Annotated in this window: 24 protein-coding genes; 9 read left to right on the top strand and 15 right to left on the bottom strand. The window is 65.5% G+C overall.

What is annotated here, in order from left to right; translation table 11 throughout:
- Window positions 1–210 precede the first annotated feature (210 nt).
- The 3 genes from ACPGXI_RS14435 (at window position 211) to ACPGXI_RS14445 (ending at window position 3,153) form a co-directional block, all read left to right on the top strand.
- Window positions 211–993: a hypothetical protein gene (locus tag ACPGXI_RS14435; protein WP_526654051.1), complete on the top strand. Its 783-nt coding sequence runs from the start codon at window positions 211–213 to the stop codon at window positions 991–993.
- Between the two features lie 39 nt (window positions 994–1,032).
- On the top strand, window positions 1,033–1,674 hold the full coding sequence (locus ACPGXI_RS14440) for an HD domain-containing protein (RefSeq protein WP_526654053.1): 642 nt from the start codon (window positions 1,033–1,035) through the stop codon (window positions 1,672–1,674).
- Window positions 1,675–1,761: 87 nt separating this feature from the next.
- Window positions 1,762–3,153 carry a WS/DGAT/MGAT family O-acyltransferase gene (locus ACPGXI_RS14445; RefSeq protein WP_526654055.1) on the top strand — a complete coding sequence of 464 codons (1,392 nt, stop codon included), beginning with the start codon at window positions 1,762–1,764 and terminating at the stop codon, window positions 3,151–3,153.
- A 5-nt stretch (window positions 3,154–3,158) separates the two neighbouring features.
- Here ACPGXI_RS14445 and ACPGXI_RS14450 read toward each other — a convergent pair whose 3' ends face one another.
- From ACPGXI_RS14450 to ACPGXI_RS14460, 3 genes are all read right to left on the bottom strand, one after another.
- Window positions 3,159–3,596, bottom strand: coding sequence for an SRPBCC family protein (locus ACPGXI_RS14450; RefSeq protein ID WP_526654057.1), 438 nt, complete (start codon window positions 3,594–3,596; stop codon window positions 3,159–3,161).
- The gene (locus ACPGXI_RS14455; protein ID WP_526654059.1) at window positions 3,596–4,432 is read right to left on the bottom strand and encodes a 1-acyl-sn-glycerol-3-phosphate acyltransferase; all 837 of its coding nucleotides are present in this window, start codon (window positions 4,430–4,432) and stop codon (window positions 3,596–3,598) included. Before ACPGXI_RS14455 ends, ACPGXI_RS14450 begins: the two co-directional genes overlap by 1 nt.
- An 86-nt stretch (window positions 4,433–4,518) precedes the next feature.
- A complete protein-coding gene (locus ACPGXI_RS14460; protein ID WP_526654061.1) occupies window positions 4,519–5,520 on the bottom strand; it encodes a TerC family protein in 1,002 nt (333 codons plus the stop codon).
- A gap of 195 nt (window positions 5,521–5,715) precedes the next feature.
- Here ACPGXI_RS14460 and ACPGXI_RS14465 point away from each other — a divergent pair, with 195 nt between their 5' ends.
- Complete coding sequence (locus ACPGXI_RS14465; protein ID WP_526654063.1) at window positions 5,716–6,492, top strand: cyclase family protein; 777 nt, start codon at window positions 5,716–5,718, stop codon at window positions 6,490–6,492.
- A gap of 46 nt (window positions 6,493–6,538) precedes the next feature.
- Here ACPGXI_RS14465 and ACPGXI_RS14470 read toward each other — a convergent pair whose 3' ends face one another.
- Both ACPGXI_RS14470 and ACPGXI_RS14475 read right to left on the bottom strand, forming a co-directional pair.
- The gene (locus tag ACPGXI_RS14470; RefSeq protein WP_526654065.1) at window positions 6,539–6,910 is read right to left on the bottom strand and encodes a hypothetical protein; all 372 of its coding nucleotides are present in this window, start codon (window positions 6,908–6,910) and stop codon (window positions 6,539–6,541) included.
- Between the two features lie 63 nt (window positions 6,911–6,973).
- Entirely contained in the window at window positions 6,974–9,205 is a 2,232-nt protein-coding gene (locus tag ACPGXI_RS14475; RefSeq protein WP_526654067.1) for a 6-phosphofructokinase, read from the bottom strand.
- A gap of 133 nt (window positions 9,206–9,338) precedes the next feature.
- Here ACPGXI_RS14475 and ACPGXI_RS14480 point away from each other — a divergent pair, with 133 nt between their 5' ends.
- Window positions 9,339–9,890, top strand: coding sequence for a YceI family protein (locus ACPGXI_RS14480; RefSeq protein ID WP_526654069.1), 552 nt, complete (start codon window positions 9,339–9,341; stop codon window positions 9,888–9,890).
- Here ACPGXI_RS14480 and ACPGXI_RS14485 read toward each other — a convergent pair.
- A complete protein-coding gene (locus tag ACPGXI_RS14485) occupies window positions 9,887–10,876 on the bottom strand; it encodes an ADP-ribosylglycohydrolase family protein (RefSeq protein WP_526654071.1) in 990 nt (329 codons plus the stop codon). The genes ACPGXI_RS14480 and ACPGXI_RS14485 overlap by 4 nt on opposite strands.
- A 164-nt stretch (window positions 10,877–11,040) precedes the next feature.
- Here ACPGXI_RS14485 and ACPGXI_RS14490 point away from each other — a divergent pair, with 164 nt between their 5' ends.
- Window positions 11,041–12,711 carry an NERD domain-containing protein gene (locus tag ACPGXI_RS14490; protein WP_526654073.1) on the top strand — a complete coding sequence of 557 codons (1,671 nt, stop codon included), beginning with the start codon at window positions 11,041–11,043 and terminating at the stop codon, window positions 12,709–12,711.
- A gap of 51 nt (window positions 12,712–12,762) precedes the next feature.
- Here ACPGXI_RS14490 and ACPGXI_RS14495 read toward each other — a convergent pair whose 3' ends face one another.
- The 3 genes from ACPGXI_RS14495 to ACPGXI_RS14505 form a co-directional block, all read right to left on the bottom strand.
- Complete coding sequence (locus tag ACPGXI_RS14495) at window positions 12,763–13,887, bottom strand: baeRF11 domain-containing protein (protein WP_526654075.1); 1,125 nt, start codon at window positions 13,885–13,887, stop codon at window positions 12,763–12,765.
- Between the two features lie 48 nt (window positions 13,888–13,935).
- Window positions 13,936–14,970, bottom strand: coding sequence for a threonine aldolase family protein (locus tag ACPGXI_RS14500; protein WP_526654077.1), 1,035 nt, complete (start codon window positions 14,968–14,970; stop codon window positions 13,936–13,938).
- An 88-nt stretch (window positions 14,971–15,058) separates the two neighbouring features.
- Window positions 15,059–15,742, bottom strand: coding sequence for a TVP38/TMEM64 family protein (locus tag ACPGXI_RS14505; protein ID WP_526654079.1), 684 nt, complete (start codon window positions 15,740–15,742; stop codon window positions 15,059–15,061).
- A gap of 99 nt (window positions 15,743–15,841) precedes the next feature.
- Here ACPGXI_RS14505 and ACPGXI_RS14510 point away from each other — a divergent pair, with 99 nt between their 5' ends.
- The 3 genes from ACPGXI_RS14510 to ACPGXI_RS14520 all read left to right on the top strand — a co-directional run bounded on the left by ACPGXI_RS14510 (window position 15,842) and on the right by ACPGXI_RS14520 (window position 17,736).
- A complete protein-coding gene (locus ACPGXI_RS14510; protein WP_526654081.1) occupies window positions 15,842–16,684 on the top strand; it encodes a sulfurtransferase in 843 nt (280 codons plus the stop codon).
- Between the two features lie 171 nt (window positions 16,685–16,855).
- Window positions 16,856–17,290: a nitroreductase family deazaflavin-dependent oxidoreductase gene (locus ACPGXI_RS14515; protein WP_526654083.1), complete on the top strand. Its 435-nt coding sequence runs from the start codon at window positions 16,856–16,858 to the stop codon at window positions 17,288–17,290.
- A 47-nt stretch (window positions 17,291–17,337) separates the two neighbouring features.
- The gene (locus ACPGXI_RS14520; protein ID WP_526654085.1) at window positions 17,338–17,736 is read left to right on the top strand and encodes a pyridoxamine 5'-phosphate oxidase family protein; all 399 of its coding nucleotides are present in this window, start codon (window positions 17,338–17,340) and stop codon (window positions 17,734–17,736) included.
- A 52-nt stretch (window positions 17,737–17,788) separates the two neighbouring features.
- On the opposite strand, the gene ACPGXI_RS14525 is transcribed toward ACPGXI_RS14520, so the two are convergent.
- From ACPGXI_RS14525 to ACPGXI_RS14550, 6 genes are all read right to left on the bottom strand, one after another.
- Window positions 17,789–18,934 carry an alpha/beta hydrolase gene (locus tag ACPGXI_RS14525; protein ID WP_526654095.1) on the bottom strand — a complete coding sequence of 382 codons (1,146 nt, stop codon included), beginning with the start codon at window positions 18,932–18,934 and terminating at the stop codon, window positions 17,789–17,791.
- A 170-nt stretch (window positions 18,935–19,104) separates the two neighbouring features.
- Window positions 19,105–20,118, bottom strand: coding sequence for an NAD(P)/FAD-dependent oxidoreductase (locus ACPGXI_RS14530; RefSeq protein WP_526654087.1), 1,014 nt, complete (start codon window positions 20,116–20,118; stop codon window positions 19,105–19,107).
- A gap of 1 nt (window position 20,119) precedes the next feature.
- Window positions 20,120–20,641 carry an isoprenylcysteine carboxyl methyltransferase family protein gene (locus tag ACPGXI_RS14535; RefSeq protein WP_526654097.1) on the bottom strand — a complete coding sequence of 174 codons (522 nt, stop codon included), beginning with the start codon at window positions 20,639–20,641 and terminating at the stop codon, window positions 20,120–20,122.
- A 2-nt stretch (window positions 20,642–20,643) separates the two neighbouring features.
- Window positions 20,644–21,723 (bottom strand): type III polyketide synthase, encoded by a 1,080-nt coding sequence (locus ACPGXI_RS14540; RefSeq protein ID WP_526654089.1) that lies wholly within the window; start codon window positions 21,721–21,723, stop codon window positions 20,644–20,646.
- On the bottom strand, window positions 21,720–24,179 hold the full coding sequence (locus ACPGXI_RS14545; protein ID WP_526654091.1) for an MMPL family transporter: 2,460 nt from the start codon (window positions 24,177–24,179) through the stop codon (window positions 21,720–21,722). The genes ACPGXI_RS14540 and ACPGXI_RS14545 overlap by 4 nt, the downstream gene beginning before the upstream one ends.
- 87 nt (window positions 24,180–24,266) lie before the next feature.
- Window positions 24,267–26,427 (bottom strand): flippase-like domain-containing protein (locus ACPGXI_RS14550; protein WP_526654093.1); only part of this gene is annotated, 2,161 nt, incomplete at its 5' end.

The raw sequence follows: 26,427 nt of genomic DNA on the forward strand, positions 1-26,427 counted from the left end.
TCAGTCGGACCCAGAGTCACGACCTGCGCGGTAACGCTCTTCCATTATCAATGTCAGACCTGCCCGCTATCCTAGATGAGCAGGAGTTGTTAGCGCGATTCTCTCGCTAAAGATGGTTAGCGATAGAATTGCTCTAAAGCAAGACGGCATGGAATACCCAAGGCGGCCTCATTCGAAGCGGCCGGCAGTCACGCCCATTGGAGGGACAAAATGGCGAGTTTCCCCTACGCCGGCAGGGCGGTAATCGTCCTCGGCGACCATGACACCGGTCAGAGCGTCGCAATGCTGGCAACCAAGGCGGCCGAACACGGCGCGAGCATCGCTGAAGTCCACACCTTCGACTCTGGTGAAGCCGTTTCGCATGACGATCTCGGTCAGGTCGACGCCGTCGTCTCCGCACTGAGCCGGGCCCTGGCCATCCGGGCCCATATCTGGGTGCCCTTTTCGCACATGGACCTCGGCCGCGAGGAACACGTCCGCAGGCTGAGCCTGGTACTCCAGCGCCACGGCCTCAATCTGGTTCTGGGGCCCAACCTGTGGTCGTGCCCGCTGGCTGGTGGGATTAATGAAATCGACGCTGCGCTCCGTCGAGAAGTCCGCGCTGTCGACGACCTCGACCACACCGCCATCGCCGCCGCAGGACTGCACACCCTCAGCAACGAGGTCGAACAGGCGCTGTACTCCGGTCAGAGCCCGGCGGACTCGCCCCCTGCTCAACAATCTGGCGAGCAACAGCGCGACGTGCTCGAGCTCATCAAGGCAGACTTCGGGCCGCACCCGGAATTGCCGGCGATCACGGCGCAGTGGTCGCAACGGCGCCCCGCGCTCAAACGTTTCGCAGGCTGGCTCGTGCACGAGTGCGGCCTGACACAGGCCGAGGCCGCACACCTGCTCAACACCGCGGGCCATCGAACGGCCCAGGGTCGGCTGTGGCAGCGGTCATCGGTGTCAGCATTGGTCAACGGCCGCTACGACCGACGGTCCGCAGCGTGACCCCGCTCCCCTCCACCCGCTACCAGACAGGAGAAGTCCATGCCGAACGAGACGGACTCGCCCCGATTGACCGCCAGATTCGCTGATGCGCTCACCTATGCCGCCGACCTGCACAAGACACAGGTCCGCAAAGGTGGAGACATCCCCTATATCGGGCATTTGCTATCGGTCGCGGCGCTGGTTATCGAAGCGGGCGGGACCGAAACGCAGGCGATAGCAGCCCTTCTGCACGACGCGGTGGAAGACCAGGGCGGCGCCGACACCCTCGCTGAGATCGAGTCCCGCTTCGGGCAGGGTGTCGCCGGGATCGTCGACGACTGCAGCGACACTGACGAGGATCCCAAACCGCCCTGGCGCTCACGCAAGGAGAGCTATATCGAGCACCTCGCCGATGTCTCGACGGAAACTATCCTGGTCTCGGCCGCCGATAAACTCGACAACGCCCGGGCAATCCTGCGCGACCTTCGCAACGAGGGCCCGTCGCTGTGGGAACGGTTCACCGAGAAAGATCCTGGCGAGCACCTTTGGTACTACCGGGCCTTGGCGGAAAGGTACGAAAGTGCCGGCGACAACTGGGTGTTCGATGAGCTCAAACGGACGATCGTGTTGATCGAGCGCGAGATTGTTGGCAACGCCGCCCGAAAGCAGGACTCTCCAGCAACCGCGGTGCGGCCGCTCTGAACGCTTTTTGGGACTCCTCGGAGTAGTTGTCGGGGGCTCCCACCTGCCGTGGCTTGGCGAACCGCCAGCCCGGGTACCGTGGCCTGGATGGAGCGGTTGAGCGGGCTTGACGCAGGCCTTTTGTACAGCGAATCGTCTGCGGTGCCGCTGCATGTGTGCTCAGTCGCCGAGCTGGACACCTCTACGGTGCCGGGTGGCTACACATTTCCGCGATTCTGCAGCGGATTGTCATCCCGAATGAGTGCGCTGCCGGAGTTGCGCGCGAAGCTGGCCGACAGCCAGCTGAATCTGGATCACCCGGTGTGGGTGGAGGACAGAGATTTTCAGCTGTCCCGTCATCTGCATCGGATCGGTGTGCCGTCACCGGGCGGGCGCGAAGAACTCGCCGGCGTCTGCGCCGACATCGTCGCGATTCCGCTGGACCGAAGCAAGCCGCTGTGGGAGATGTGGGTGATCGAAGGCCTCGGTGGCAACACCGACCCGTCCGACAGCGATCGTGTCGCGTTGCTCGTCAAGGTGCACCACGCCGCGGTGGACGGCGTAGCAGCCGCCGACCTGCTTGGTCGGCTCTGTGATGTGGAGCCCGACGCCGCGCCCCGCGATCCGGTCGCCGGGTCGGGCGACGCGACGTCGTGGGCGATTGCAGCGGACGGGCTTTTGCGGTTCCTCACCCGGCCGTGGCAGCTGACCAGGGTGATTCCCGAGGCCGCGTCCACAATCGTCGAGACGGTGGGCCGTGCGGTCAGCGGCACAGCCATGGCCGCACCGTTCACCGCGCCGGAAACTCCTTTCAACGCCAAACTTACGTCTGCGCGCAACATTGCCGTGGCTCAACTGGACCTGGAAGACGTCAAACAGGTCAAGAACGAATTCGGCGTCAAGGTCAACGACGTGGTGATGGGGCTGTGCGCGGGTGCATTGCGCGGCTTCCTGCGTGAACGCGCACAGCTTCCGGACCATTCGCTGATTGCCGTGGTGCCGTCGTCGGTGCACGACCAGTCCGACCGTCCGGGCCGAAATCAGCTGTCGGGGATGTTCTGCAGTTTGCACACCGACATCGAGGATCCGCGGGAGCGACTTCGTGCTCTCGCCGAATCAGACTCACGGGCAAAGGAACACAGTTCCGCGCTTGGTCCGACACTGTTGGTCGACCTGGCCCAGTCCGTCTCTCGCACAATGTTCGGGTCGTTGCTCAACCTCATGTCGCACACCCCGCTGAGTGGCGCAACGGTCCACAACGTGGTGATCTCCAATGTCGCGGGTCCCACCACAAAGCTGTATGTCTGCGGCGCAGAGGTGAAGTCGCTGTATCCGTTCGGCCCGATCTTCCATGGCTCGGGATTGAATATCACGGTAATGTCCCTGGGGGACAAGCTGAACATCGGCATCATCTCGTGCCCGCAACTGGTGGCTGATCTCTGGGATCTTGCTGACCGCTTCGGCGCCGAGTTGGGCGAACTGCGATCCCACTGCGCCTAATTCATTCAGCGCCCGTATTCGATGCGGTGTCGCATCTGCTGCAACCCGGCTTCTATGTGCCGAGCCAGTATTCCGTCGGCCAGCACGCCGGTGGCCCACCCGGCGAGCAGTCTGCCGGCGAACTCGACGGAGATCGTCATGGTCACCGTCGCGCCGTCGGTTGCCGGTGAGACCTCGATGTGCGCGCTGTGGTGAATACCGCGTACGGATTGCCAGACCAGGCAGTTCTCGGACGGCGCCTCGACCAGCACACGGCCACCTGCATGGATCGTCCCGATATCGAGGTAGAGGTCCCATTCCTGTGAGCCGTCGGGGAGTCGATCGATGCATTCGAACCTGCCGAAGGCACCCATGATCGGGAAGACCACATCAGGGTCGGTCGCCACCTTCACGGCCTCATCGACGTCGGCGCGGACCAGTGTCGACTTGGTGACCCTGCCCATCAGCCCAGCACCGGGACGACGGTCTTGGCGGCCAGGTCTGAGAGAGCTACCTGCATCACCGAGGTCACGTACCCGTAGACCTGATCCCAGTCCGGGTCGTCGCCGAAGAGTTCGTGCAAGTCGATCGGTGGCAGCACCTGAATGCGTATTTTCGCCGGGAAGGGTATGTGCGGCAGGTCTCCGGGTAACAGACCCCACGGGAAGCTCAGACTGAGCGGCAGTGTCTTGACCCGCAGCAACTTGTCGAATCGCAGCAGTTTGGCGATTCTGCGCCCGTCGTTGAAGACGAAGAATGTCTCCTGCCCGCCGGTCGCGACGACCGGGACGATCTTGACCCGCTGCGCGTGGGCCAGTTTCAGGAAGCCCTTCCGACCGTCGAAGACGATCTTGTTGCGATCCGTCCAGGGCCGCAACGCCTCCACGTCACCACCGGGGTAGACCAGCACGTTGGCGCCCTCTTGCAGGAGATCCGCGGCGACTGTTCGTCCGGCCTTCACCATGCCGAACCTGCGCGCCATATCGCCGATCACCGGCATACCTACGACGATCTCGTGGGCCAGTGCGATCAGTGGACGGCCCTCCACGGTGAAGTAGGTGTGGTAGGCGAGGGTGAAGACGAATGTGTCGGGGATGTTGGCTCCGCCGCTGTGGTTTCCGACGAACAGCACCGGCTCGTCGGGGACGTTCTCGAACCCGTTCACCTCGGCCCGGAAGTACACCTGGGCGGCCAGCCAGAACCGTGGCAACATCTCGCGGATGAATTCCGGATCGCGGCCCTTGAGCCCCTCCGGCGTCCTCGCCAGCGCGCGGCCCAGTTGATCCATCGGTCTAGTCACGGCGATTCCAGTCTGTTGCGGCGAAGTCCTTCGACCGTACCGTCACAACGCGTCGGTGTGTCCGCAGTCTGTACGAGGACCCGTGCTCAGCGCTCGCGGTCGTCGTCCCGGGTTGCGCGCAATGCACCCGGATGAGCCTTGGCCGTCGGGTCGCGGCGCGTCTTGATCAGGCTGGCGACGGTGACCACCGCGAGGATCACCACGATCACCACCAGGCTGAGGTAGGTGTGGATCTCCGGCACGCGGGGGTCGATGTCGACGTGGGCCCAGTGCAGCACCAGCTTGCAGCCGATGAAAGCGAGGATGATCGACAATCCGGTCGACAGATATACCAGCCGATCGAGCAAGCCTTTGACGAGAAAGAACAGCGCGCGCAGACCCAGCAGCGCGAATGCGTTCGCGGTGAGCACGATGTAGGGCTCGGCGGTGATGCCGAAGACCGCGGGGATCGAGTCCAGCGCGAACAGCAGATCCACGCTGCCGATCGCGATGAGCACCGCCACCAGCGGCGTGAATATCCGCCGACCGTCCACCCGCGTGACCAGCTTGCCGCCGTCATACTCCTCGGTGACCGGCAGGAAGCGCCGGGTGGCTCGGACCATGATGTTGTTCTCGACGTCGGGGTCTTCATCGCGATGCCGGAACAGCTGTATCGCGGTGTAGATCAGCAGAACACCGAACAGCAGGAACATGAACGAGAACATCGACAGCAGCGCCGCGCCGACGACGATGAAGATCGCGCGCATGATCAGCGCCAGGATGATGCCGAAGGTCAACACCTTGTGCTGGTGCTCTTCGGGCACCGCGAACGTCGCCATGATGATCACGAAGACGAACAGGTTGTCGACCGAGAGGCTCTTCTCGACGATGTAGCCGGCGAAGTACTGCGTGCCGAAGTCACCACCGTAGGCTGCGGTGAACCACACCCCGAACACGATGGCGACCGCGATGTAGAACAGCGACCATGCAGTGGCCTCACGGAACCCGACACGGTGGGGCCGTAGCGCCGCAAGGGTGAGGTCAACGGCGAGCAGGGCGATGATCACAGCGATCGTCGCACCCCATGTCCACGGGCTGATCTCAAGCATGTGTGCGCCCTAACCTCCGGATCGTCGCTACCCGCCATCGTTGCGCGGCAAGCCCCGCCGGTCAAAGCTTCGACGAATCCGGTCTCTGGAGGGTGACCGAAACACTGCGGAAGGTCTACGTCTTGGCATAGTTGGCTGGATGGTTCGCCCACCGGCAGTCCAGGTGGAAGCCGTCTCACCGGAAGAGGAGCGCGGATGCGCAGGTTCATCGACATCTCGGTCCCGCTGCAGGCGGGAATCACGTCGGATCCGCCCGGGCATCTGCCGGAGATCGATTACTACGACCATCAGCAGACCGCGACCGAGGTGGTGTCGTTCTTCCCGGGTGCCACCGTCGATGACCTGCCCAACCGGGAGGGCTGGGCGATCGAGCGCGTCCGAATCACCACCCACAACGGCACCCACGTGGACGCGCCCTATCACTACGCCTCGACAATGGACGGCGGCAAGCGGTCGATCACCATCGACGAGATCCCGCTGGAATGGTGCCTGCAACCCGCGGTGAAGCTGGACTTCCGGGACTTTCCCGACGGCTACGTCGCGACAGCGGCCGATGTCGAGGAAGAACTTCGGCGCATCGACCACACCCTGGCACCGTTGGAGATCGTTCTGGTCAACACCAGTGCCGGTACCCGCTACGGGCACGACGACTATGTGAGCAGCGGCTGCGGTATGGGCCGGGAGGCAACCTTGTACCTGCTCGAGCGGGGCGTACGACTGACCGGCACGGATGCCTGGAGTTGGGACGCGCCGTTCTCCTACACCGCGGCGCGTTATGCACAGAACCACGACCCATCGATTATCTGGGAGGGTCATCGCGCCGGGCGCACCATCGGGTATTCGCACATCGAGAAGCTGCACAATCTGGAATCGCTTCCCGCCAAAGGTTTCGAAGTCTCCTGCTTCCCCGTCAAGGTGCACGCCGCGTCGGCTGGCTGGACCCGGGCGGTTGCCATCTTCGACCGAGACTGAGCGGCATTCAGACAAAGTGGCGGTGCGGGCTAGGCAAGCAATCGTCTCAGCGCCGGGCGCATGCGGCGATCAACTCGGATGGATCGGTGACGCTCACCATCAGCACCCGCAGCGTCGTGGGCACTCCCATCACCGTTGCCCTCACCGGCGGCTCGATCGTCAGCTCCACGATGCCTTGCGACGAACCGTTCACCAGCCAACGCCCTCGCCAGCCGCCGTGCACGCCGATCGCGAAGACCCGGTCCTGGCACTCGCGGGCGTCTTTGACTGAATCCAGCGGGATATCCGCGGAGAATCCCCATCCCATCGCGACGTGCAGAATGTCATCCCGAATGCTCACATCGCTGCGCTTGGGCCCCAGCCCGAGTGGTGTGGCCAAGGGCAGGAACCACCGCTGGTATCTGAGTTCAGTCACCATTGATCCCTGTTGTGGTTCGTGGGCTAGATCGGTGGGTTGTGGGCCGGCGACAAGGATGGTCAGCTAGGAACGCATGATGTCGGAGAGATCACGGCGGGCCATCCAGCGCTGTTCGAGTGGACGCTGGGCGTCCTGTTCGATCAGGGTGGGGTATGAGGTCAGGTCGGTGAATTGCAGTCGCCCGGACTGGAATCCGAGCATTGCGCTGGCCCGGCCGCCGGATTCGAGCTGCTCTGAAAGGAACTCGATGCAGCGAGCGGTCAGGCTCGTGGCGTGTATCCGGTCGAATGGCGACGGGTCACCGCCCTCCTGGATATGCCCGAGAATCGCCTGCCGGGCGTCGAAGAGGTTCCCGCCTTCTTTCTCGAACAGCGACGTCATGAATCCGGTGGTGTAGACGTGGTCGGCACGTTCGCTGCGGATGATCAGGCCCAGGCGTTTCCCGGAACGGAACCCCTCCGAGAGGATGCGGATGTCAGCGGTCAGGGAGTCCAGCGTGATGCCCTCCTCAGGCAGGTAGATCCGCTCGGCGCCGGAGGCCAACCCGCTGAGCAACGCCAGGTAGCCGCAGTCCCGACCCATCACCTCGACCACGAAGACCCGGCGGGTGGCCACCGCGGACTGCCTGATCTTGTCGACGTCGGCCACGATGCTGTTCAGTGCCGTGTCGCTGCCGATGCTCAGTTCGGTTCCCGGGACGTCGTTGTTGATCGTCATCGGCATGCACACGATCGGGATGTCGAGGGAGGCGTACTGGTGTCGGTGCCGGTGCAGTTCGTGGGCGGCCTGGTAACCGGTCCACCCGCCTGCCATGACCAAGCCGTCGATCCGATGAGCGGCAACCTGTTCGGCGATCAGCTCGATCGCCCCGGCGTCGGGCAGATACCGGTTTGTGCCGATCTCGGCGCCTCCGTCGGATACCCAGCCGCTGACGTCCATCCAGCCCATCTCGTGGACGTTGCCGTTGCGGAGACCGCGGAATCCGTTCTTCACCGCCAGCACCGTGTAGCCGCGTTCCAGGCCGAGTCGGACGAAGGCGCGCACCGCGTTGTTCATCCCCGGCGACGGGCCACCGCCATGGATGATTGCGAGCCGGAAGCGCCGCCTGCCCGCCAATGTCGGCCGTGCCGCGGGCTGCTGGATAGTCTGCAGGATCTTGTACGACTGCCGAAAGCTGCCGCCGCGCAGCAGCATTGCCCCGTCGAAGTCCTTGGCCTTGATGCGCTCTGCCACGGCCTGTGTCTGCGCGACGCAGTCCATCAGTGGTGTGGTGACCACCCGATTGCCCCGTAGCCCGATCAGCTGCGGGGGAGCGTCCTCCTTGTCGGTGATGAGTCGTTCGACGGCGGCATGGCCCAGGATGGTGGCCAGGTACCTGTCGAACGCACTCGGTGCGCCACCGCGTTGTACGTGGCCGAGGATTGTGACCCTGGTGTCCTCGCCCAGTTCCTGCTCCAGTATCGATTTGATGTGGTCGGTGGTGATCGGGTTCTCGTGCGCGTCTCGGGCGCCCTCAGCGACCAGAACCACGCTCTGCCTGCGGCCGATGTCCCGGCCCTCCTTGATATCCCGACACATCTGTATCGCCCAATCCTCGGCGGGCGGTTGCTCAGGGATCAGAAGCCAGTTCGCCGCGGTAGCCAGTGAGGCCATCAGCGCGAGGTAGCCGCACTCCCTTCCCATCGCCTCGACCACGAAGGTCCGCTGATGGCTGGACGCGGTGCTGCGCAGCGCGTCCATCGCCTCGACGATCCGGTGTAGCGCAGTGTCTGCGCCGATCGTCATGTCGGTGCCCGACATGTCGTTGTCGATGGAGCCGGCCAGGCCGGCGATCCGGAGAAAGGGGTGGTTCTCGGCGAGAGCCGGTGAGATCGTGCCCGCGTCGACCAATTCGGCGAGCAGTTCGGGCCATTCCCGGCGGAAAATATCGGCACCGGTGAGACTGCCGTCGCCGCCGATCACCACGAGCGCATCGATGCCGTACTCGACCAAGTTCCGGGCGGCGGTTCTGCGGCCCTCGCGTGTTCTGAATTCCTGGGATCGGGCGGTACCTATCGCGGTACCGCCGCGATGCAAAATACCTTCGGTGTCCTTGGGTTGCATCCGTCGAATCAGGTGACCACCGGTGACCAGTCCGTGGTAGCCCTCGTGAATCGCGTAGGCGTCGATGCCGTGGTGCGCGGCTGTGCAGATGACCGCGCGGACCGCGGCGTTCATCCCGGGCGCATCGCCTCCGCTGGTCAGCACTCCGATAGATGCCGGCGCGCTGTGGACCTCAGGCATGGCGTCTGGCATGTCGTCGCCCCTCACGGCAGATCAGGATCAAGCAAGGCCGTGCACCAACCTATCGGGCCTCATCGGTGTACATGGTCATCTTCGGACGAGACTGGAGTGCGCCCCGACCCGACCTGGGCGATATGGTCGGCCGATGACTGACACCGTGTGGAAACTCGACGAGTCGGCCGGCGAGCTCCTGGTGAAGACCGGCGTAGTCGGCCGGGCAGCGAAGATGGGGCACCGCCTGACCATTGCCATGGACAGCTGGCGGGCTGAGGTCACCTGGGCCGCCGGTGAACCCACCGAAGTGGATCTGACGGTCGAGGTCACGTCGTTGCGAGTGGTGCGGGGCGAGGGCGGTGTCAAGGGCCTGTCGGGGCCGGAGAAGACGATCGTTCGGTCTAACGCGATGAAGGCCCTCGACGCTGATCGATTCCCGCACATCCGATTCCGGGCCCAAGATATTCGGAAGACTGCCGAGGGCTACGACCTCAGCGGCACGCTGGAGATCCACGGGAAGACCAATGCCTGCCAGGTCGGGGTGCGAGTGGAGGACCTCGACGGCACCATGCGAATGTCGTGTGAAGCCGAGGTACGCCAGACTGCGTTCGGGGTCAAGCCCTACTCGATCCTGATGGGTTCGGTGAAGATCGCCGACACTGTGACGGTGGCTTTCGCCGGGCAGCGCTCCAAGGACAGCTAGCCGACCGGGGGTGCCGAGTTGCCGGTCGTCGCGATCGACCCGGCCAGGGCCGCCAGGTCCCGCGCCGTGAGGCCCGGCCAGCCGTGCAGCAGTGCGTACCACCGCGGCGGTACCGCCGCGGCCCCGTAGGCCGCACCGAGCAGCCCGCCGGCGATCGCCGCGACGGTGTCGGTGTCGAACCCCGCCCGCACCGCCGCGTCGAGCGCCAGGTGCAGATGATCGGCGGGATACGTTCCGGCGGCTGGGTCGTCGGCCGGGACCGGCGTCGTCGCGATAGCCGACCATGCGGCTTGCAGTGCGGCCACCACCCAGCCGTTGTTGGGGAACGTCGCCGGTGCCCCGTCTTCGGCGGCGTCCAGGCGCCCCGTCCATAGGTCTCTGCGGGCAGAGTCGATGTTCTCCAGGCCGACTCGCACATCGAGCTGGCCGGTGCGCACCGCGTGGGCAATGGCGCTGCACCACAACACGCAGGCGTCGCCGGCATCCGGGTCGAAATGGGTGAGCTCACTGATCGCACGCGCGGCCGCCACCATGGTTGCCTCGTCGTCGAGATAGGCCAGTGCGACAGGGGCGGTACGCATCAACGAACCGTTACCCGCGGTGTGGCGTGTCTGTTCGTGCAGCGCCGCAGACGCGGAGCGTGCCCGGTCGGCGGTGATCGCGCCGCCGCGCGCGGCTGCGGTGAGTACCTTGCGCGTCTGGATACCGACGTCTTTTGCGCTGAGAGACCACTGGTACCACCGCGTGACGACGGCGTCCTGGGCGGCCGGATCGAGTAGGTTCGCGCCAGTCGCCGCCACCTCGGCGATCGCCACTGCCATCGCGGTGTCGTCAGTCCATTCCCCGGCTTTCCAGGGGCCGCCGCTGGTCATCGTGACGTCGAGTTCGGGCCCTCGCGGTGGCTGGAACTCATACGGTGCGCCCAGTGCGTCCCCCGCCGCCGTTCCCAGCAGCACTCCTTCGATTCGATCGTGTCGTGATGTCATCGCCCGCCCCCGAACAGTATTTAGCGCATATTTGATCTAATGCGGCCACCGTATTCTATGGTCCCGACATGACCCTGGTCATCAACGTCCTACCCTCTGGCTAACAGCACCGGCGACGAAGGAGAGACTTCAGACATGCCACGCCCTGCCGCGGAGCCGACCGCATGAACATCAACTTAGCCAGCGGGTACGACGTGGCCAAGGCTCCGCGCCTGGCGAACGGCGCGGAACGCAAGGTTTGGGAGTCTCTGGTCGACCAGCGCGAACCCGGCGACCTCGTCATTCCGGGCAAACGGGTCACCGACCACCTCAAGGATCACGAGATTGATTTCTTCGTGGCGATCGAAGGCGCGGGCATCGTCTGCATCGAGGTCAAGGGCGGCGAGGTCTGGCACGATGGCGAGACTTGGTGGCAACAAGGCCGGGGCCATCCGCGCAAGATCGAACCTGTCCGCCAGGCCCGGGAAGCCTGCTATGCCCTGCGCGACTTCATCGAGATGGACCCGCGCTGGACGCAGGGCCGGCTGCGCTGGGATCACGTGGTCGTCCTGCCGAACACCGACCTGCCGGACGATTTCGCCCTGCCTGAGTGCCCGCGCTGGAAGATCATCGACCGCACCGACCTGCCCGACCTGGTCGCCAAGCTGCGCGAGATTCTGCTCGGCCAGGAAATCGAACGGCCCCTTCTCGCCGCAGCAGGCATCGCGCAGCTCACCGAGGCCCTCAGCGGACGCGGGCTGCCGCAGCGCAGCGTCGTTGCCCGGGCACTCGAAAACGAGGACGCCGCAGACGTTCTCACCGAACATCAGTCCGTCATCCTCGACGCGATCAGGCTGCTGAATCGCGTCGAGATCCGCGGGGGCGCCGGCAGCGGCAAGACCTTCCTGGCTATGGAGCAGGCGCGACGGCTGGCACGCCAGGGCCAACGCGTCGCGTTGGTCTGCTATTCACACGGCCTGGCCTCTTACCTGGAGCGCATCACCGCCACCTGGAGCCGACGTCAGCAGCCGGCCTACGTCGGCGAGTTCCACGACCTCGGCAAGCGGTGGGGAGCACCTGAAGGTCCCGACGAATCCGTGCGAAATGACGACACCGTCCAGTTCTGGGAAAAGGACCTGCCGATCCAGATGGCCGATCTTGCCGCGCAACTCGAGCCAGGTCACCGGTTCGACGCGATCGTCGTCGATGAGGCTCAGGATTTCGCCGACGCCTGGTGGGATCCGTTGTTGGCCGCACTCAAGGACGAGGACACCGGTGGGTTGTACGTGTTCACCGACGAAGGCCAGCGTGTCTTCAACCGGCTCGGTTCGCCGCCGGTGCCGCTGGTGCCGCTTGTCCTCGACCAGAATCTGCGTAATACCCGCCAGATCGCCAACGCGTTCCAGCCGCTGGTCGGTCAGCCGATGCGCTTCCTCGGCGGTGAGGGGCCGGCTGTGAAGTACGTGCCGTGCGCCCGTGAGGATGCGATGGGTACCGGTGACGACGAGGTCGAGTTGTTGCTCGATCAGGGCTGGCGGCCCGAGGACGTTGCCTTGCTGACTACCGGCAGCCGACACCCAGAACAGGTCGAGCGTCAGGCCGCCGGCAGCGCCGCCTACTGGGACAGCTTCTGGGACGCCGAGCAGGTGTTCTACGGTCACGTCCTGGGTTTCAAAGGGCTCGAGCGTCGGGCGGTTGTGCTGGTCGTCAACGAGGCCTCGGCGTTTGAACGCTCGCGTGAACGTCTCTACGTCGGGTTGTCGCGGGCGCGCGACCAACTCGTCGTCTGCGGTGACCCTGGTTTTCTTCGCGAGGTGGGCGGGCCGGACCTGGCGCGGCGGCTCAACATTCCCTAAGTAACATTCCCTAAGTGTGGTAATCCCGAGGCGTGGGAGTCTCGCAGCCGTTCAGGACAGCGCAAACCGCAACCCGGCCACCGCGGTGCCGTTCCAGATGTCGGCCGTTATCTCGTCGGGTCGCACCGCGATCACCTCTCCGCCCTTGTCCAACACGGTGATGGCGATCCGAGACAACAGGTCGTAGCCGTCGTCGTCGTAGGTGACGCTGCCGTCGGCGTCATCGAGCCGGCCCAGGATGTCCACCGTAAAGTCGTACACCAGCGTGGCCACCGCGCCGTCTGCGGCGGCCCGTCCGATGTCGACGATGTCGGTGGCCACCAGCCCGCGGGAGACGCCGTCGCCGATGTCATTGACGCGCTTGTTGGTGTGGCGGGCATTGAGCGCCGGCAGCGACTCCCGGATGGCCGCGTCGATCTGATCGGGCCGCAACGTATCCGGTGCACCGGGAACGACGACGATCTCGCGCTTGTGATCAAAACTGCGATAAAGATCGAGCAGCGGGTCGGTGGCAAACAGGAACAGCGGCCGGGACGATGACGAATCGACGTGACCAAGTTCTGATTCCACCGCCTCGCCGACCCGCTTGGCGTAGGTCTCCAACAGCACCTTCTTGCCCTCATCGCCGACCAACCTGCGGACGTGGTCACGGTCGCGGACCGTCGCTCGGTTGGTCGCCTCGGACACATCGGCTGCGTGCTCGCCGACCAAGGGCAGCTCCTCGGCACGGGTGCTTGCCGTTGCCCGCCATAGGTTCCACCCGTTCGCCGACAGCGTCAGCGCGTACGCCGCCTGCGGCGTGGTCACCGCCCGAACCAGCTGGCCGATGTCGAAATAAGCGCCCACCTGGGACTGGTTCTGCAGCGCGTTGGGCAGCACGAAGACCTCGTGGAAGTCGTCGGCGATGAAGATGGCCAGCGATCGCGACAACCGCAGCCACAGATCGGACTCGGCGATGTCCTTCCACCGGTCGCGCAGCTGCTGCTCGACGGCGTGCGAGGCGCCGCGCTCGCGGATGCTGCGCAGCGCGCGGTCGACTGCGCTCTTGGCTGTCAGCAGGCTGTTCTCGCGTTGGTCGGGGGCCGGCGAGGTTTCTGCGTACACCGTGATCGCGTGTTCGTGCGGTTCGCCGAGTCGGCTTAGATCGGCTGTGTCGGGCAGCTGGTAGCGCGTCACCACTGGCTCCTCATGTGTCGGGTTTCCTCTTCCACCATAGGCGTGTGCCTAGAGCAGCTTGCGCAGTGCAGACAGTGCTTCGTCGACGTCGCTGTCGGTGGTCGACCAGGAGCAGACAAACCGCACCACCGGCTCGCCGGGGTCTGGTTGGTGAACTACGTAGGACTGCGCGAGGGCGCGTCGTACGCCATCGTCCAGGACCACGAAGACTTCGTTGGCTTCCACCGGTGCCGCAAGTCGCAATCCCATCGCCGCCATCCCGTCGCTGAGTCGGCGGGCCATCGCGTTAGCGTGCGCGGCGGTGCCCAGCCAAAAGCCGTCTTCGAGGAATTCCAGGAATTGCGCCGCGACGAAGCGGTGCTTGCTTGCCAGGTGCCCGATCTGCTTCTGCACGAAATGAATCCCGGCGAAGTGACCGGGGTTTCGTACCAGGATGGCGTCACCGAAAAGCATGCCATTCTTGGTTCCCCCGACCGTCACGATGTCGGCGTCGGCGATGGCGTCCCTGGGTGAGACATCCAGTGCGGCAATGGCGTTGCCGATACGCGCCCCATCGACGTGGACCAGCAGATCCAGTGCATGCGCTTTGTCCACAAAGTCTGCCATTGCCGGCGCGGTCCATACGCGACCGTTCTCGGTGGACTGAGTGATGGTGACGATGCGGGGCTGGGAATGGTGAACCTCGCCGCGGCGGGCCACCCTGCGGTCGAGTTCGTCGGGCGCGATCAGGCCGTCTTGACTGGGCAGCCGGGTCAGCTGGGCACCGGAGAGCCGGACGGGTCCGCCTGCTTCATCGAGCAGTACGTGGGCCACGTCACTGCAGAGGATCTCGTGCCATGGCTGGACCGCCGACGCGAGCGCGATGATGTTGGCTGCAGTGCCGGTGAACGCGAACAGCACCTCGGCGTCGGGGGAGTCGAAAACATCCTTCAGCGCGTCGACGGCTTCTCGGGTGACGATGTCCGCGCCATAGGAGGGGGCTGATCCGTCGTTGGCCCGGCGCAGGGCCTCCAGTGCCTTCGGATGCGCGGGCGCAGCGTTGTCCGAAGCGAAGGCATTCGACGCAGACGACACGTAGGTCATGATCGCACTTCACGCCTTGCGATCGAGAAGCCATGGTTGTGATCGGGCCGGTTTGACGGCCACGAGTGCTATCTCGGGGCCAGGAAGGCTAGCGGGCCGAGCGCCACGATCGCCAGCCTCGATGCGCGGCGAAAGCGCCGACCACCGCGGTCACGCACCACACGGCGATCGCCGCGTACGCCAAAGGCGCCGAGAACTCGCCGATGGACGCCCCCAGCGCCGTGTAAACGAAGGCCCGCGGTGCAGACCCGATGAACGCCCCGGCCGCCATCTGCCACAGCGGAACTCCGAACGCCCCGAACGCATACGAGGCCAATGCGTCGGAGATCCCCGGCACGAACCGTTGACCTACGACAGCCCACAGCCCGCCCCGCGCGATCAACGCGTCTATACGCTCCGACCGTTGCGGGCCCAGCAGTCCGCGGGCGCTGTCGCGACCGGCCCGCCGCCCCGCCAGGCTGGCGATCATCGCAGTGCCGACCGTGGCCCCCAGCGTCACGAACGTCCCGAGTACCGGGCCGAACAGGAATCCGCTGCCCGCTGCGAGCAGCGGTCCGGGCACCAGCACTGATCCCAGCACTGCCGACACCATCACGTAAGCCGCCGGCGCCAGCGGACCCGTCGACGCCACCAACCCGCGGATGTACTCGACGTCGATGACTCGCCGCACGGCGACCAGATAGAAGAGCGCGGCCAGTACCGCGACGAACAGCGCCAGGCGTACGAAATGTCGGCCCCGGGAGGTCCCGGCTGCCCCTTCGCTGTCAACCATCTTGAAGGCGATCCTGCCGCACCCGAGCGACTTCGGTGTACTTTGTCGCCGTGGGCGTGACCAAGTGCACCGAAGTCGCGAGAAGCGAAGGGAGTCGCGATGAGTTCGCGTGAAGATGTCTTCATCACCGCCAAAGATCTGGCCCGCCGGCTCGAATCGGGCGAACCGATCACGCTGTTGGACGTCCGATGGGACTTCGGCCGACCAGATGGGTTCGACGCCTACCAACGCGGCCATCTGCCCGGGGCGGTCTACGTGTCACTTGACGATGAACTCACCGATCACTCGGTGCCGGGCCGCGGCCGTCACCCGCTGCCCTCCGGGGCCGACCTGCAGGAAGCGGCGCGGCGGTGGGGTGTGCGCGCCGGTGTTCCGGTTGTGGTTTACGACGACTGGTACCGTGCCGGTTCTGCCCGCGCATGGTGGGTGCTGACGGCCGCCGGCATCGCCGATGTGAGAATTCTCGACGGCGGGCTGTCTTCCTGGAAAGGCGAATTGCCAACAGGCACAGTCACTCCCGAGTGTGGTGACGTTTCGGTGGCGCACACCGATCTCTATTCGGCAGCTCGTCGGACAGTGACTGCCGACGGGGTTTTCGCCGACGACAGGGTCCTGCTCGACACGCGCCCACCGGAGCGCTACCGCGGTGACGCCGAGCCTGCCGACCCGGTCGCCGGCCACATCCCCGGGGCAGTCAATGTGCCGAGCACCAGCCTGCTGGCCGGTGACGGCGCCTGGCTGGCCGAGCCCGAGCTCACCCAACTGCTCGACGAGAGCGGCGTGGGCGCCGGGAACGTCGCGGTGTACTGCGGTTCGGGTGTCACCGCGGCGGTGGTCATCGCCGGGCTGGCCGCTGTGGGCGTCGACGCGGCACTGTTTCCCGGCTCGTGGTCTGAGTGGAGTTCGGATCCTGCGCGCCCGGTGGCCCTCGGTCCGGGCTGACCCGTCAGGATTACCGGCACTGGTCAGCGTGCCGTCGAATGGTTGGTGTGGCCCGGTGGCGGTCGGCCGGTCTCGCGGATGCCGCCGTAACGGCGAAGCGCTTGCCTGAGGGACCGAGACCCACGATGGCTACTGGTCGCCGGTGCCCACGGGACCTGCCACGATGGGCTCATGCCCGAGGATGCGATGAACGCAGAGCGTGATTTCAACAAGCGCAACATCGACGAGTTCCGCTCCAACGGCGGCGAGTTGGGCGGCCAATTCGAGAACGTCCCGTTGCTGTTGCTGACATCGACTGGCGCCAAGAGTCGCCGGCAGCGCGTCAACCCGGTGGCTTACTTCGAGATCGACGACAAGATCTATGTTGTCGGCTCGTCGGCAGGGCGAGACCGAGATCCAGCTTGGGCATTCAATATTCGCGCCCGCCCGGAGGTCAGTATCGAGATTGGATCTCACGCGTCGAGGACCGTCACCGCGCGCGAACTGCCCCGCGCCGAGCGGGACCGTATCTACGCCGTCGTTGCCGAGCAGACACCTGGCTTCGCGGATTACGAGAGGCGCACAGAGCGGGTCATCCCGGTCTTCGAGTTGGTGCCGATCAGCTGAGGGGAATGTGAGGACGCACGCCGTCGTTGGCAGAAGACATGCCCAAGATGAGCAGATCCGAACGCGAGCAGTATCTGGCTGGCGTCCACGTCGGTGTGGTCGCCGTTGAGCGAGCTGACCGGGCCCCGCTAGCGGTGCCAATCTGGTACGGATACCGGCCCGGCGGTGAAGTTCTGCTATGGACCGAGTCAGAGTCGATCAAACACAGGCTAATTCGCGATGCAGGACGTTTCTCCATCACCGTTCAGGATGAAAATCCGCCGTACAAGTACGTGACCGCCGAAGGTAACGTCGGCCCCGCGGGCGACAACGACGTTCGCACGATCGCGGTGCGCTACCTCGGTGCGGAGGCCGGTGGTCTGTTCGCCGACCAAAACCTGACGCCGACTTCGATCATCATCCGGATGCGCCCCGAGCGTTGGTTGAGCACTGACTATTCCAAGTAGTCCAAGTAGTCCAAGTAGCCCGCCTGCCGGCCAAGCCGGCGCAAGGTAGCGCTTACCCTGTGGCGGGTGCCGACGCGGCGGGCGCCGACGCGGCGGGCGCCGACGCAGCGGGCGCCGACGCAGCGGGCGCCGACGCAGCGGGCGCCGACGCAGCAGGTGCAGCAGCAGCAGGTGGCGGTGCAGCGCCCGGAACGGTGGGGGGTGGCGCCGGCGGGGGAGGCGGAGGCGGAGGCGGAGGAGTCAGGACGCTCACCATGTCGGCCTTCATCGCCTGGAGTTGCGCACCCCAGTAACCCCAGCTGTGAGTTCCATTGGGCGGGAAGTTGAACACGGCGTTGCGACCCCCCGCCGCCACGAACTTCTCTTGGAACTCCTTGTTGGTGGACAGCGTGATGTTCTCCAGATAGGCAGCACTGAAGTTCATGCCGAAGTCCCTGCTGGTGTCGAGATCCGAGCTAACCCCGTTGCCGCAGTAGACCCACAGCGCGGTGCCGTTGGCGACCAATCGGTTGATGTTGAGGGTCGGATCGTTGCGCTGCCAGGCGGGGGAGCCGGGTTTTCCCCACATGTCAACCGCGTCGAAGCCGCCGGCATCCTGCATCGCGATGTCGATCAGCGTCGGCCACAAGCCTTGCGAGGGCGCGAGGTAACCCGACAACGAGGCGGCGAATATGTACTGCCGCGGATGCCAGGCGGCCATCGTCAACGCGCTACCACCCGACATCGACAGGCCTACCACGGCATTACCGAACGGGTCCTGCCCGCGATTGGCGGCGAGCCAGATCGGCAGCTCGTTCGTGAGGAAGGTCTCCCACTTGTATGTGACTGTGCCCGAACGGTTTCTGGCGGGCCGGTACCAGTCGGAGTAGAAGCTGGACTGGCCGCCGACGGGCATGATGACCGAGATTCCGGACTGGTAGAAAAGTTCGAACGCGGTAGTGTTCTCGTCCCAGCCGTTGAAGTCTTCCTGGGCGCGCAGCCCGTCCAGCAACAGCACCGAATGCGGCCCTCCGTATTGGAATTGGACGCGGATGGTGCGTCCCATCGCCGTTGACGGGACGTCCAGCATCTCGACGGGCAGGCCTGGCCGAGAGAACGCCTCGGCCTCAGGCTCAGTGGTGGCCGCGGTCAACCCGACAGCCAGCAGCGCCACGACAGCCAGTTGCGCGCCGACGCGCCGGACCAGATGCCCCAAGATCGCCACGGGCGCGAAGGTAGCAGCGCTTGACGGAGTCATCGGGGGGCCGCGCGGCTCAGTGACCGGGTTGTGACCTCGGTATCCGGCGCGGTCGCGCGCTACGCCGCGAAATCTGAAGGATGCGGGAACGTGGATACGGTCACGTATTGGCAGCGCATATTGGCGCTGCTTTAGTCGGCGAGCGCGTTCACCACTCCGGCGAACACCCGCGGGAGGCCGCTGGCAGCAGGCACGATCAGTGAACGTAGCGGCGAGGTGCTCGCGTAGAGCATCCCGGCGGTCAGCAATCGGTAGCGGCGGGTGGTTCGCCGCCATTGCCGCTCGTAGTCACCGGGACGGTCGGCGACCACGCTGTCGACCAGTAAGCGTGCTGCGGCGAACGCCAACCCCAGACCCTCTCCGGTGAGGGCGTCGACGTAGCCCGCCGCGTCGCCGACCAGCAGCACCCGCCCGGCCACCCGGCCGCGCACTCTCTGCCGCAGCGGTCCGGCCGCCCGGTCCGGCCCGTGCTCATGAGCATCGATTCGCTCGCGCAGGGAAGGAAACGCAGCGAGGTGCTCCTCGAAGCGCCCTCGCTGCGAGGTGAGAATTGCGATGCCCACGCTGTCGTCGGCCACCGGTGTCACATACGCCTCGGCGTGCTGCGACCAGTACACCTCGACGTAGTCGCTCCACGGTGCCATGGCGATGTGTCGCTTGATCCCCCAGCGCCGCGTTTTACCGGGCGGACCATCCAGGCCGAGGCCGGTCCGGATCGGCGAGTGTAAACCGTCCGCCGCCGCGAGATAGCGGGCGCGGATCCCGTTGACCGTGAGCGATTCTCCGTCCTGGACGATTGCGCCGACCTTATCGTGCACCACCGTTACCCCGGCCTGGGACGCCTCGTGCTGCAGCGCTGTGTGCAGGATATTGCGTCGGACCCCCAGCCCGGGACCGGAGCCGAACTGCGCTGTGACACTGCGGTGACTGTCGAAGTAGGACACGCCGCGGAACTTCTTACCCGCCGGCCGCGCGCCGAGAAGATCGAGTTGGCGCACCGCGTGCGGCATCAGCCCCTCACCGCAGGCCTTGTCGATGGCTCCGGTGCGCTGTTCGATCACGGTGACCTCGAGGCCCGCACGGGCCGCGTGGATAGCGGTGGCCAGACCTGCTGGCCCGCCCCCGGCGATCAGCAGGTCGAGCATGTCAGGCCTCTCGCGGGTCTTCTGTCAGCGTCGCGAGCGCGGTGTTCTCCACCGAGATTCTGACCCACAGCAGCGCGGCGTTGAGCACGGTGAATACCAACGCGGTGATCCATGCGCTGTGCACCAGTGGCAGCGCGATGCCCTCGATGACAACCGCCACGTAGTTGGGGTGCGGGATGAACCGGTATGGGCCACCGGTGACCCGGCCGGCGTCGGGAACGACGACCACGCGGGTGTTCCACTGCCGTCCCAGCGTGGTGATGCACCACCAGCGCAGCACTTGGGCGGCGATCACGACGGCGAGCATCGGCCACCCCAACGCCGGGATGAACTCGCGGTGCGCGGCCTCGATAAGGCAGCCGGCCAACAGGGCGGTATGCAGCAGCACCATCGCCGGATAGTGGCCTGCTCCGAATTCGACGCCGCCGCGTGCTCTGCTCCACTTCAGGTTCCGTTGGGAGACAATAAGTTCAGCGATTCGCTCGACCGCTACCGCGGCGATCAGCAAGGTGTAGGCAAACATGTTCAGCGCCAACGCAGCAGGACGAGTTCGGCGCAGAAACCGGGCCCCATCGCCATCAGCAGGCCGCGTTCCCCGGCGGGCGGCTTCTTGGCAACTGTGTCGCGCAGGATGTGCAGCACCGACGATGACGACATGTTGCCCACCTCGGCCAGCGAACGCCAGGACAGTTCGAGGGCGGTGTCCTCGAGGTCGAGCGCCGAGGAGATCGCTTCCATGACCTTGGGGCCGCCAGGATGCGAGATCCACGTGGCGATGTCGCCGATGCCGAGATCATGATCGGCGAGGAAGCCGGTCATGTCGTCGGGCAGATAGCGTTCGATGAGCTCGGGCAGTTCAGGCGAGAGAACGAGCTGGAACCCGTTGCGGCCCACCGCCCAGCCCATGATGTCCAGAGAGTCGGGGTACATCCTGCTGCGGGTGGCGAGCACTTCCGGGCCCGCCGCGTTGATCGCCGCGGCCCGGTCTTCACCCGCGGCGATCACCGCAGCCGCACCGTCCCCGAACAAGGCGCTGCCCACCAGGCTGCCGATCGTCGGCTCGAGCGCGGGGCGCGTGAGTGAGCACAATTCCACCGACACCAGGGCGGCGACATGATCGGGTGCGCCGCGCAGGTAGTCCTGCATCCGGGCGACGCCGGCCGCGCCGGCCACACAGCCCAACCCGAACAGCGGTACCCGGCGCACATCGGGGCGCAGTCCCAGCCGGCCCGCGATGCGCGCGTCCAGCGACGGCACCGCGATCCCGGTGACCGTCGTCGTCATGATGATATCGAGATCGGTTGGGCGCAAACCTGCTTCGTCGAGCGCGGCCGTTAGCGCCTCGCAGCCGAGATCGACGGCATGCTCGACGTAGAGGTCGTTGGCGTCGCCGAAATCGACTAGGTCGGGATAGCGCTCCAACGGCAATACCAAATGGCGGTTGTTGACCTTCGCATTCCGGTGCAGGCTGCGGAGCAGGTCGCCGACCTCTGCGAACGCCGGGACGCGAAGGAAGGCCTCGGTGATCTCCTGCTGGGTGTAGCGATGAGGCGGCAGCGCCCCCTGGACACCGGCGATGACACTGATGGGGCCCTTGGTTGTCACGAGAACGGCTCCCGCTTCGTGTGATCAAGCTCCGTATTGTCGAGTTCCGTATTGTCGAGTTCCGTATGGTCGAGTTCCGTGGGGCCGAGTTCCGTGGGGCCGAGTTTCGCCTGATCGACCTTGCTCTGGCCGAGGTTTGCATACTCGAGGGGCCGATCGCTTGGCGCTTCGCTGAAACCGAAGCGATCGTGTACCCGTTTGAGCCAGTGGGGAGCCCACCAGTTCGTTTCCCCCATCAGACGCATGAATGCGGGTACCAACACCATTCGGACCAGCGTGGCATCCACAAGGATGGCAAGTGTGAGGCCGAGGCCGAATAACTTCATGATCGACACGCTGGAGGCGATTAGGGCCGCGAACGAGATGGACATGATGAGCGCAGCGGCGGTGATGACTCGGCCGGTGTAGGCGATGCCCAGCGCTACCGCTTCGTCGCTGTGGGCTTGGGCTTGTTCAGATCTGGCCTGGGCCGACCCCGGCTGGTCCGCGGCATCGCCGGCGTTTTCCCTCAGTTTGAGCCAGCATTCGCGGATGCGCGCGATGAGGAACACCTCGTAGTCCATCGACAACCCGAACGCGACACAGAACAGCAGCACCGGCATGTTCGCGACGAGCGTGCCAGTGGTGGTCGTCCCGAGCCCGCCGAGATGACCGTCTTGGAAGATCCAGACCAACGCGCCGAACGCGGCGGTCAGCGAAAGGATGTTCAGGACCAGAGCTTTCAGCGGGACGACGATGCTGCCGGTCAGCAGGAAAAGCAGCCCGAACATGATGACGGCGATGACTCCCAGCACGAGCGGCAGCTTGGAGGTGATGGCCTCGACGCTGTCGCGGTTGGTCTGGGCGGTGCCCGTCAGCTGGATCGCCCGTCCATCGGGGCCGGGGACTGCGTGCAGTCGGTCGAGCTGGGTTTCGGAGGCGTCGGAGAACAGTGGTGCGGTGCTGGTTACGGTGAGGAAGACGGTGCCCTGACTCTCGCCAGTCGGTGCGGACGGCGGACCGGCGAGCGTCCCGTCGACGAACGTTCCGGTCGGAGCGGACACGCCGGGAACGTCGGGCACCCGGGACAGCTCAGCGGCGTACCCGGACAGATCGGCCGCCGACAGGCCTTGGCTGTCGGGAACGACCACGGTGACAGCGCTGTTGGAGTTATCGGCGAATTCGCTGCGTAGCATGTCTCCGACCTGATGCGCTGACGCCGACTTTGGCAGTACCCGGTCGTCGGGGAACCCCCAACGCACGCCGAGGAACGGCGCGCCCAGCGCGAGCAGTAGGACGACCACGGCCGCACCGAGTGGAAGTGCTCGACGCATGACGGCTTTCGCGCACCGGTACCAGAACCGTTGTTCGACGGGAACAGGCTGAGGTTCGGGCCTGCGCAGGATTCGGCGGGCGAGCCGGCGAACGTCCAGCGAGTCGATTCGGTCGCCGAGCAGCACCAGTGCAGCGGGCGTCACGATGACCGCCGCGGCGGCGGCGAACGCCACGGTGGCCACCCCGGCATAGGCGAAGGACTTGAGGAAGTTCATCGGGAACAGCACCAATGCCGACATAGACAGCGCCACTGTGATGGCAGAGAAAATCACGGTGCGTCCGGCGGTGGTCATGGTGCGCGTGAGGGCTTCGATCCGATTCGCGCCCGCGTCGTACCCATCGCGCTCCGCGCCAAGGGCCAGTTCATCTCGATAGCGGCTGATGATCAACAGGGTGTAATCGATGGCCAGGGCCAGACCCATGGCTGTGGCCAGATTCAGCGCGAAGATCGACACGTCTGTGGTGAAGCTGACGATCCGTAGTACGGCCAGCGCACCGATGATCGCCATCACGCCGATGGTGACCGGCACCGCGGCGGCCAGCAGTCCGCCGAACACCCACACGAGCACCAAGAAGCTCAGCGGGATGGCCAGCGATTCCATGATCAGCAGGTCGCGTTGGGACTGTTGGGTGACCTGAAGGTTGACCATTGCGGTGCCGCCGGTGCGTACGGTGAGGCCGTCTTCCGAGCGGGTGACCTCTTCGGAGATCTCCTTGGCGTAAGTCTGCTGCTGGGCGTCGGTACCGCTGATATCGGAGACGATGAGCCCGGCGGTGCGATCTCTGCTGGCAAGGTCCGCGGCCACAGCGGGTGGGGACGTCCAGGCCGACGAGATGCCAGTGACATAGGGGCGCTCGGACAGCGAGTCGACGATGGCTGTTCCGGCTTCGCGTGCGCGGGCGTTGTCGATGCCGTCGGGCGAGGAGACAGCGATGAGCATCTGGACGTCGCCCTTGCCGAACTTGTCGGCAAGAACCTGCGTTGCCAGACTCGATTCAGCGCCCGGGTCCTGAAAACCGCTGGGAGACAGGTCTTTGGCTACGGGCACCCCGAATATCGCCAGGGCAACCGTGAGTAGCGCCGCAGCGACCAGGATCCGGCGCGGCGCCGATTGGGCCAGGATCGCGATTCGATATAACACCTGAGCCTCCCGTTTTAGCAAAGCCTACTCACCATAGGGTGCCAAGAGGGGTCGGCGAAGGTTTATGCATCGGTCACAATTGGCCGACTAGATCATGTCGTTGCGGGCCAGCCATCGCATGATCGGCCAGCCGATGAACACCGGTAGCCAGCAGGTCAGGATCCGGTAGAGCAGCACCGAGGGCACCGCGACCGCTGCGGGTAGGCCGAACGCCGCGAGACCACCGATCAGCGCAGCCTCCACGGCGCCGACCCCGCCGGGGGTCGGGGCAGCCGCGGCCAGTGTGCCCCCGACCATCGTCACGATCGTGACAGTGACGAAGCTGGCGCTACCGCCGAACGCTTCGATGCTCGCCCACAGCGCCAATGCTGCTCCGAGTGTGGTTGCCGCACAACCGAGTACGATTACTGCCAGGCGCTTTGGCTCGCGGGCCAGCTCGACCAGGTCATCAACGACTTCCTTGAGGCGGGGCCGTACCGCAGTGGCCAGCCAGCGTCGCAGCTTGGGGACGAACAGGAACACCCCGACGAATCCGAGCGCCGCGCCGGCGATCAGGTAGAGCACCGTGCTACTCGGCACGAACCGCGACAGGTCGGCCGAGGCTCCCGCCGCAGCGCTGAAGACGATCAGCAACGTGACGTGAGTGAGCACCTGCACCGACTGCTGAAGAGCCACCGCCGTGGTGGCCCGCAGTGCGCCCAGTCCGCCCTTCTGCAGAAAGCGGGCGCTCAGGGCCAAGCCGCCGACCCCGGCAGGTGTCGTCGTGGCGGCGAAGGTGTTCGCCACCTGCATGATCGCCAGATTGCGGAACTTCACCATCCCGTCGGCGCAGGCCCACAGCGCGGCGGCCGCGCCGAGGTATGTCAGCCCGGAAACTGCCAGCCCGGCCAGCGCCCACCACCAGTTCGCCGAGCCCAGTTCGGCGAAGAACGCCGGTACGGTGGCGATGAACGGATACGCGACATAGACCAGCGCGACCAGGAGCACCATCTGGATCAGCTGATTGCGGGTGAACCGGGTGATGGTCTCGGCGGTGATCTGGTCTGCACCGGTCTGCTGCTTCACCTCGTCGCGGGCGGTCGACATCGCAGTACCTGCCTGCCGCACTGACGCCCGGATACGTTTTGGCACAGCGGCTTTGGTGAGGCGGCGCGACGCGGCCAGCACCGAATCGTTACCGAACACGGTGATCGCGGCCTGGACAGCCGGTTGGGCGCCGTAGAGGTCCGTCGTCGTCAGGAGCAATTGGGCGATATCGGTGTGCAGATGCGCTTCGGAGGCGCCGTATTCGGCGTAGGCGAAACTGCCGAACATCGGTGTGCCGTCGACGACCGTGACGTTTTTGCTGCGTAGGTCGCCGTGGGAGATCTGCTGGCTGTGCAGCACCCCGAGCGAGTCCCACACCCGCGTCACCGGTATCTCGTTCGCGCAGTCGCCCAAAGATCTGCCGTGCGAGGACCGGTGCGAGTACAGCGTCCAGCCGCGGTCCAGCGTCGCCAGCGCGATCGGCGAGTTGTTGGCCAGTGCGAGGTCGCCGACCGCGATCGCCATCAGCGCTCGATGTTCCACGGCGCGACGCATCGAGGCGTGCAACGGTGCCGTTTCGCTGTTGCGGAGTCGCAGCTTGCTCCAGAATTGGCGCAGGAACCCGCCGCCGCGTTGATGTGGCCCGTACAGTTCTACGACCGCGCTGTCCTCTACCGGATCGGCGACGTCGGCTGACCGGCCGTGGGTGGCCCCGGCCGGCTCCTGGGTGGCCCTGAGCACCAATGGGCCCCGTCCTGCGGGCCGCACCACGGTCAGCGCCGACACTCGGAACCCGCGCCGCGTCATCGCCCGCACCGCACCGTCGAGCGGAACCTCCAGCGCGGGTGTCCCCACCACCAGGACGACCAGCGCGCCGACCAACCAGCCCACGGCCAAACCGAGCAGTGAACGCACCGGTACCACCGCGCTGACCACCAGATGGATCGGTACGAACGCCAGTAGCAGCGCCCACCACCAGTGACGCCAGCGCGCGGGCAGCCAGGGGCCCGAAACCGTGAGTACCGCCGCGAGCATCGCGATCCACCGGGGATCGTCGAGGAACTGCGAGAGCACGGTGTCGAGACGCTCGTTCAAGTCCAGGTGCCATTGAGGCGCGGCGAACCCGTTTCCGGTGATGGACAGCGACAGGATGGCGATGATCCCGGCCGCGGCGTAGGCACCGAGCAGCTTCCATTGCCGCTCGACAATCAGTCCGATGAGG

The organism is Mycobacterium sp. (assembly GCF_049608025.1).
In the GTDB taxonomy this organism is placed as follows: Bacteria; Actinomycetota; Actinomycetes; order Mycobacteriales; family Mycobacteriaceae; genus Mycobacterium.

What these genes read in the sequence shown, in the direction of transcription:
- ACPGXI_RS14435 (WP_526654051.1), top strand. Translation starts at nt 211, where the DNA reads ATGGCGAGTTTCCCCTACGCCGGCAGGGCGGTAATCGTCCTCGGCGAC.
- ACPGXI_RS14440 (WP_526654053.1), top strand. Translation starts at nt 1,033, where the DNA reads ATGCCGAACGAGACGGACTCGCCCCGATTGACCGCCAGATTCGCTGAT.
- ACPGXI_RS14445 (WP_526654055.1), top strand. Translation starts at nt 1,762, where the DNA reads ATGGAGCGGTTGAGCGGGCTTGACGCAGGCCTTTTGTACAGCGAATCG.
- ACPGXI_RS14450 (WP_526654057.1), bottom strand. Translation starts at nt 3,596, where the DNA reads ATGGGCAGGGTCACCAAGTCGACACTGGTCCGCGCCGACGTCGATGAG.
- ACPGXI_RS14460 (WP_526654061.1), bottom strand. Translation starts at nt 5,520, where the DNA reads ATGCTTGAGATCAGCCCGTGGACATGGGGTGCGACGATCGCTGTGATC.
- ACPGXI_RS14465 (WP_526654063.1), top strand. Translation starts at nt 5,716, where the DNA reads ATGCGCAGGTTCATCGACATCTCGGTCCCGCTGCAGGCGGGAATCACG.
- ACPGXI_RS14470 (WP_526654065.1), bottom strand. Translation starts at nt 6,910, where the DNA reads ATGGTGACTGAACTCAGATACCAGCGGTGGTTCCTGCCCTTGGCCACA.
- ACPGXI_RS14475 (WP_526654067.1), bottom strand. Translation starts at nt 9,205, where the DNA reads ATGCCAGACGCCATGCCTGAGGTCCACAGCGCGCCGGCATCTATCGGA.
- ACPGXI_RS14480 (WP_526654069.1), top strand. Translation starts at nt 9,339, where the DNA reads ATGACTGACACCGTGTGGAAACTCGACGAGTCGGCCGGCGAGCTCCTG.
- ACPGXI_RS14485 (WP_526654071.1), bottom strand. Translation starts at nt 10,876, where the DNA reads ATGACATCACGACACGATCGAATCGAAGGAGTGCTGCTGGGAACGGCG.
- ACPGXI_RS14490 (WP_526654073.1), top strand. Translation starts at nt 11,041, where the DNA reads ATGAACATCAACTTAGCCAGCGGGTACGACGTGGCCAAGGCTCCGCGC.
- ACPGXI_RS14500 (WP_526654077.1), bottom strand. Translation starts at nt 14,970, where the DNA reads ATGACCTACGTGTCGTCTGCGTCGAATGCCTTCGCTTCGGACAACGCT.
- ACPGXI_RS14505 (WP_526654079.1), bottom strand. Translation starts at nt 15,742, where the DNA reads ATGGTTGACAGCGAAGGGGCAGCCGGGACCTCCCGGGGCCGACATTTC.
- ACPGXI_RS14510 (WP_526654081.1), top strand. Translation starts at nt 15,842, where the DNA reads ATGAGTTCGCGTGAAGATGTCTTCATCACCGCCAAAGATCTGGCCCGC.
- ACPGXI_RS14515 (WP_526654083.1), top strand. Translation starts at nt 16,856, where the DNA reads ATGCCCGAGGATGCGATGAACGCAGAGCGTGATTTCAACAAGCGCAAC.
- ACPGXI_RS14520 (WP_526654085.1), top strand. Translation starts at nt 17,338, where the DNA reads ATGAGCAGATCCGAACGCGAGCAGTATCTGGCTGGCGTCCACGTCGGT.
- ACPGXI_RS14530 (WP_526654087.1), bottom strand. Translation starts at nt 20,118, where the DNA reads ATGCTCGACCTGCTGATCGCCGGGGGCGGGCCAGCAGGTCTGGCCACC.
- ACPGXI_RS14535 (WP_526654097.1), bottom strand. Translation starts at nt 20,641, where the DNA reads ATGTTTGCCTACACCTTGCTGATCGCCGCGGTAGCGGTCGAGCGAATC.